General features: G+C 56.8%; 6 protein-coding genes and 2 pseudogenes. 5 read left to right on the forward strand and 3 right to left on the reverse strand.

The window, feature by feature from the left end:
- The first annotated feature begins 192 nt into the window (after positions 1 to 192).
- Positions 193 to 1995, forward strand: a complete 1803-nt coding sequence (locus G3446_RS25575) for a DUF262 domain-containing protein (RefSeq protein ID WP_209262638.1) — start codon at positions 193 to 195, stop codon at positions 1993 to 1995.
- Positions 1996 to 2094: 99 nt separating this feature from the next.
- Positions 2095 to 2425 (forward strand): annotated as a pseudogene (locus G3446_RS28500) (transposase); the annotation flags it as partial.
- 48 nt (positions 2426 to 2473) lie between these two features.
- Here the strand turns inward: G3446_RS28500 and G3446_RS25585 are convergent.
- Positions 2474 to 2692 (reverse strand): type II toxin-antitoxin system HicA family toxin, encoded by a 219-nt coding sequence (locus tag G3446_RS25585; protein ID WP_164456496.1) that lies wholly within the window; start codon positions 2690 to 2692, stop codon positions 2474 to 2476.
- Positions 2692 to 2943 (reverse strand): type II toxin-antitoxin system HicB family antitoxin, encoded by a 252-nt coding sequence (locus tag G3446_RS25590; protein WP_164456497.1) that lies wholly within the window; start codon positions 2941 to 2943, stop codon positions 2692 to 2694. Before G3446_RS25590 ends, G3446_RS25585 begins: the two co-directional genes overlap by 1 nt.
- A gap of 372 nt (positions 2944 to 3315) precedes the next feature.
- Between G3446_RS25590 and G3446_RS25595 the strand changes: the two genes are divergently transcribed.
- Entirely contained in the window at positions 3316 to 3459 is a 144-nt protein-coding gene (locus G3446_RS25595; RefSeq protein WP_209262639.1) for a nucleotidyltransferase domain-containing protein, read from the forward strand.
- 151 nt (positions 3460 to 3610) lie between these two features.
- On the opposite strand, the gene G3446_RS28505 is transcribed toward G3446_RS25595, so the two are convergent.
- Positions 3611 to 3892, reverse strand: coding sequence for a hypothetical protein (locus G3446_RS28505; RefSeq protein ID WP_245232775.1), 282 nt, complete (start codon positions 3890 to 3892; stop codon positions 3611 to 3613).
- On the opposite strand from G3446_RS28505, the gene G3446_RS25605 reads away from it, so the two are divergent.
- The gene (locus G3446_RS25605; protein ID WP_342450245.1) at positions 3863 to 4264 is read left to right on the forward strand and encodes a GNAT family N-acetyltransferase; all 402 of its coding nucleotides are present in this window, start codon (positions 3863 to 3865) and stop codon (positions 4262 to 4264) included. The genes G3446_RS28505 and G3446_RS25605 overlap by 30 nt on opposite strands.
- A gap of 45 nt (positions 4265 to 4309) precedes the next feature.
- Positions 4310 to 4863: pseudogene (locus G3446_RS25610) on the forward strand (Rpn family recombination-promoting nuclease/putative transposase); the annotation flags it as partial.

The following is a 4863-nucleotide window of genomic DNA, read 5'->3' on the forward strand; positions in this document are numbered from 1 at the left end:
CGATACTGGGCTCGCGGCGCACGATTACCCAGGCGGGAGTCACACCCGCTAGAACACGCGGCCTTGCCAGGCCGCACTGTCCCCTTTTCGCCAAACGCGCCAAACGAACGCATGCATACCGCATGTTCTCCTCTTCGAGCACTCTGCTCTTGAGAGTCGGGTTTGTAAGATTCTCTAGCAAAAGAAGGAACCATGATGAGTGTATCCCCAAAAGGAAAAAGCATCCAGACCGCATACCAGGAATATCGAGCGGGTAACTTTCGTGTGAACCGCCGATATCAACGCAAGCTTGTATGGACGCTAGAAGAGAAGAGGAGACTCATCGACAGCATCCTTCACGGCTATCCTATCCCCCTAATTTTGCTCGCTACCCGACAGAACCCCGACGGTTCTCGTACTTACGAAATCATTGACGGCATGCAGAGACTTAATGCCGTCTTTTCATTCATCGAGAATCGCTTCTCGTTAGAAGAGAAGTTCTTCGATGTTGCCCAGCTTGCGAGGGCTCAGCAAGCCTCTCAAGACGCAGGCTTCCAAGTGGAAACGGATCCTAATCATCTACTATCACCCCAGCAATGTGCAGATTTCATAGATTATAACTTCGCCGTCACAGAGTTTCCCGCGGTTAACGAAACCGCTGTGCACGAGGTATTCCGGCGCATCAATGCATACGGCCGGCAGCTTAGTGACCAAGAGAAACGTCAAGCTGGAAATGTCTCGCCGTTCCCACAACTCATTCGTGACATTGCCGCAGAGCTTCGAGGCGACGTTTCCACGGAATCGTTAGATCTTGCGCAAATGCCTTCGATAAGCATCGAAGTGGAAGGGGAGCAGCCGGATTATGGCGTGTCCGCTGACGAGACATTTTGGTGCAAGCAAGGAATTCTACGCAAACAACAACTTCGTGACAGTGAAGATGAGCAAATGCTCGCCGACATCGCCGTATCCATACTTGATGGCACCCCTTTCCCGTTTAGCGGCGAAAGATTGAACGAAGTTTACGACCCAGATACAGACGCCTCCAGAGAGATCCAGCAGAAGCTTTCCGTCTATGGGGTCGATGCTCTAAAGAATAGCCTGATTTCAACTTTTTCTATACTGCGCGAGGTTGTAGAAGCTTTCGACGATAGACCCAATACATTTCGGCGTACGGTTAACCCGGAAGCAGGCGGAAACCCTGTAAAGACGCCCTTTTACGCAGTGTTCATGGCTTTCTACGAGCTCTGCGTTATGGAGCAGAAGTCACCGTCGTCAGCGAGCGAAATCATGAATTCACTGACGAATGTTCACAGACGGCTTGAGACGTCTCGTGGTCAAACGACGTCAGAGAAGAGGCGGAGAAATATCGACACCTGCAAGGGGCTTATTCAAGCAAGATTCTTGGAAAAGAAACCTCCTGCCATTCTGTCGGGAGCTGGACTTGGCATCAGATTTGAGAATGCTCTGCGCCGTTCAAAGATTGAAACGAACGCATTTGAATGCAAGCAGGGACTCTTGAGGCTAGATAATGAGCGCGCTCAGGATACGGAAATACTGGATAAGCTGAATGCGACAATTTGCGGTATAGCGAATTTGGGACCGGAGTCGGAAGGAGCGGTCTTCTTAGGAGTCGCTGACAAGGCGGAACACGCAAAAAGAATACAGGACCTGGACGGCGTGAAGCCGCTAAGAGTTGGTGAGCGATTTGTGGTCGGCATAGATAGAGAGGCAAATAATCTGGACACATCCATTGATGACTACAAGATGCGAATTGTTCGTAGCGTGTCCAATAGTGGGTTGAGCGAACCTCTCCGGACAAGCGTCTTATCCGCCATTGACTGCGTTGACTACAGAGGACTTTCCGTGGTTTGTATTTGGATACCCTCACAGAAATCACTGTCATCGCTAGACGATCAAGTGTTCGCACGAGAAGGATCTGAAACAAAGCAAGTCTCTGGTGTGACTAGGATACAAGCGATAATGGAGCTTTTCCACGATCACACTTCAGTTCGGTAGCTGGGAAATGCTTCCTCTACCTCCATTACACAAATTGGGGTCACACACAAATTGGGGTCAGGCCTCGCAATCTAGCACCATTAACCTATGCCCTACCCCGTGTCCAGACCTCTACGCATTGAGTTTGCTGGCGGGCTCTATCATGTGACCGCTCGCGGTGATCGGCGCGAGGCAATCTATCGCGACGATCAGGACCGCCTGGATTGGCTGGCTCTGCTTGGCGGGTTCAACTGGCGTTGCCACGCCTACTGCGAGATAAGCAATCATTATCAGTTCGTCGTCGAGACGCCCGATGCCAACCTCTCCAGGGGAATGCGGCAGCTCAACGGCGTCTATACCCAAACCACGAATCGACGCCATGGGCTGGTGGGTCACCTCTCAGGGCCGGTTCCAGGCCATTTTGGTCGAACGGGATGCCTACCTTCTGGAACAGGTGGTCTGATGTCCACAGACACCTTGTTAGGGGCGAAGGGCGTGCTCAGTCTTTGAGCCAGTCCTCACGCGAAATTCCCGCCTGTCGGAGGATGCGCGACAGAAGGGCGGGTGCGATGTCCTGGCAGTGTGGATTCGGAATGGTCAGCCGCAGGTCGCCCTTGATCATGAACAGGTGCTTACCTCCCGCATGAGGTCCCGCGAAGCCATGCCGCCTCAGCCCCGCGACGAGCTGGGCATGGCTGATCGGCGGCAGCTTTGGCATCAGGCGGCCTCGGCTCCGATCTCTGTGATTTCGGCATCGCCGAGCTTTGGGATGGGTAAGGAGCGCTTGACGCTGAGCAGGATCCAACTCTCCACCGTCTCTTTCAGCTCGCGCCGGCAGTCCTCCAAGGTTGGTCCGCTCGCCCAGACACCAGGTAGATCGGGGATCTCGCCATAGAAGGAGTCGTCTGGGTCTTCGATGATCTCGTAGCGTGCGCGCTTCAAGGCTTCTTCGATGTACTCGGTCAGCATGCGCTAGTCTCCGGGGCTCGACAGTCGATCGATGGCTCAGTGTCGATGGGGGAACGGAAAGGGTCAAGTCAAGCCCGAGTCCAGCCTATCGGCTATCGAGCCGGCGGCTAATCATGGCCTTGAGCTGGTTGATGAATCGCTCTCCTCTCATGCGCTGGCCGCGCTGCTGCCTTTATCCCTGCGGGCGAACCTGCGTGCGTTCGCAGACGGTGCAGCCGGCGTAGGGTGTAGTCGCGATCGCGTATTGCTCCGCATGACAGGCGGGCGGCGGATGAAGGTGTTTCAGGTGTAGCCCGTCAGGCGGCTTCGATGAATCCGACCATGGAGTAGACCGCTCGTATCTTTTCGCAAAGGGTACGCAAGCGCTACGATTTGATCGATGCCTGGCTCTTCGGCACTCAGGCGAGAGAGACGGCTGGCGGCGATAGTGATGCCGACATCGCCGTGCTCTTGCGTGGCGGGCAAGGCGCCCCCGGTACCTGCGTCGATGCCGCAGTGGGAGGACGAGTGGGCTGAAGAAGGGGTTCGTGATCGAGCAAGCGCTTTCGCATCACCTTCAGGCGGTCAGTGAAATCCCGGAAGATGTGCTGATTCCGCCGCGGTTCGTTATCGGACAGGAGGCCGAGGACAGACTACTGGAGCGATTGGCATCCAACGAGGCACCCAATCAGGCCATGCAGGCGCTGTTCGACGATCCCATCGACGCTCCGCCCAGTGAGCATTCATGAGTCTTCAGATCCGGCGGCTGGAGCCGGGCGATGATCGCCGCCGATTCAGCAGCGGACATCCGGATCTCGATCGGTTCTTTCAGCGGTTTGCGGATCAGAATCAGTTTCGTCATCACCTCGGAGTGACCTAGGTTGCGGTCGCCGAAGACCAGATTCTTGGCTTCGTCACGGTCGCGCCGTCCGAGATCGAGATCGACGCGCTTCCGCGAGAGCGCCGTCACCGGCTTCCGCGCTATCCACTGCCAGTGCTCCGTATCGCTCGACTCGCCGTGGCCGCGCAGGCTCAGGGGCTCGAAATCGGCAAGGCCTTGCTTCGTTTCGCGTTGGATCTTGCCCGCCGAACAGCCGATGAGATCCGCTGCGTCGGTGTCGTGGTCGATGCCAAGCCCGAGTCGCAGGCGGCCTATTTGCGCTATGGCTTCGAGTCGTTCGCCGCGCTGGAAGGGGCCTTACCGGAGCCCACGCCGATGTTTTTCCCTTGTCCGCGATTCCTTCCGCGCGGCCTGATTGACGCGGGTTTTCGGGTTTCAACGACCCTTGCCGGGCATCGTCCAGGATCCTTGCGTCGCGGGATCACTGTCATCTCGGTGTGATTCCGGTATGGTTTCGTCACGCCGACGACAGCCTGCTCATCCTTGATGGCCGACCACGATCCGTCCTACAAGCTCCTGTTCTCGCACCGCGATCTGGTGGCGGACCTGATCCGTGGCTTCGTGCAGGAGGACTGGGTCGAGCAGTAGGACTTCACCACGCTACAGCGCGTCAGCGAGCTCGGGGTCAGTCAAGACCTGCGCGAGCGCGAGGACGACATGATCTGGCGGTTGCGCTGGGTCTACGTCTATCTGCTGCTGGAGTTCCAGTCGACGGTCGATCGCTTCATGACGGTGCGGCTCTTGACCTATATCGGACTGCTCTATCAGGGTTTGGCCGCCGCCGGCGAGATTCCGGCTGGGAGTCCGCTGCCGCCGGTCCTACCCATCGTCCTCTACAATGGTGAAAAATCCTGGTGGGCCAAGACGAGTCTCGATGAGTTGATCGAGCCGGACCTGCCCGAGCAGCTGCGGCGCTGGCAGCCGCGGATCCGCTATCTGCTGCTGGACGAGCAGCGACTTGCAGACACCCCGATGGCGGGACAACGCAATATCGCCGCCGCCCTGTTCCGACTCGAGAACAGTCGCCGCCCGGAGGATAT

Source organism: Thiorhodococcus minor (assembly GCF_010820565.1).
Classification (GTDB): domain Bacteria; phylum Pseudomonadota; class Gammaproteobacteria; order Chromatiales; family Chromatiaceae; genus Thiorhodococcus; species Thiorhodococcus minor.

Excerpts from the sequence above, each read along its gene's own strand:
- G3446_RS25575 (WP_209262638.1), top strand. The coding sequence starts at position 193 with ATGATGAGTGTATCCCCAAAAGGAAAAAGCATCCAGACCGCATACCAG.
- G3446_RS25585 (WP_164456496.1), bottom strand. The coding sequence starts at position 2,692 with ATGCCAAAGCTGCCGCCGATCAGCCATGCCCAGCTCGTCGCGGGGCTG.
- G3446_RS25590 (WP_164456497.1), bottom strand. The coding sequence starts at position 2,943 with ATGCTGACCGAGTACATCGAAGAAGCCTTGAAGCGCGCACGCTACGAG.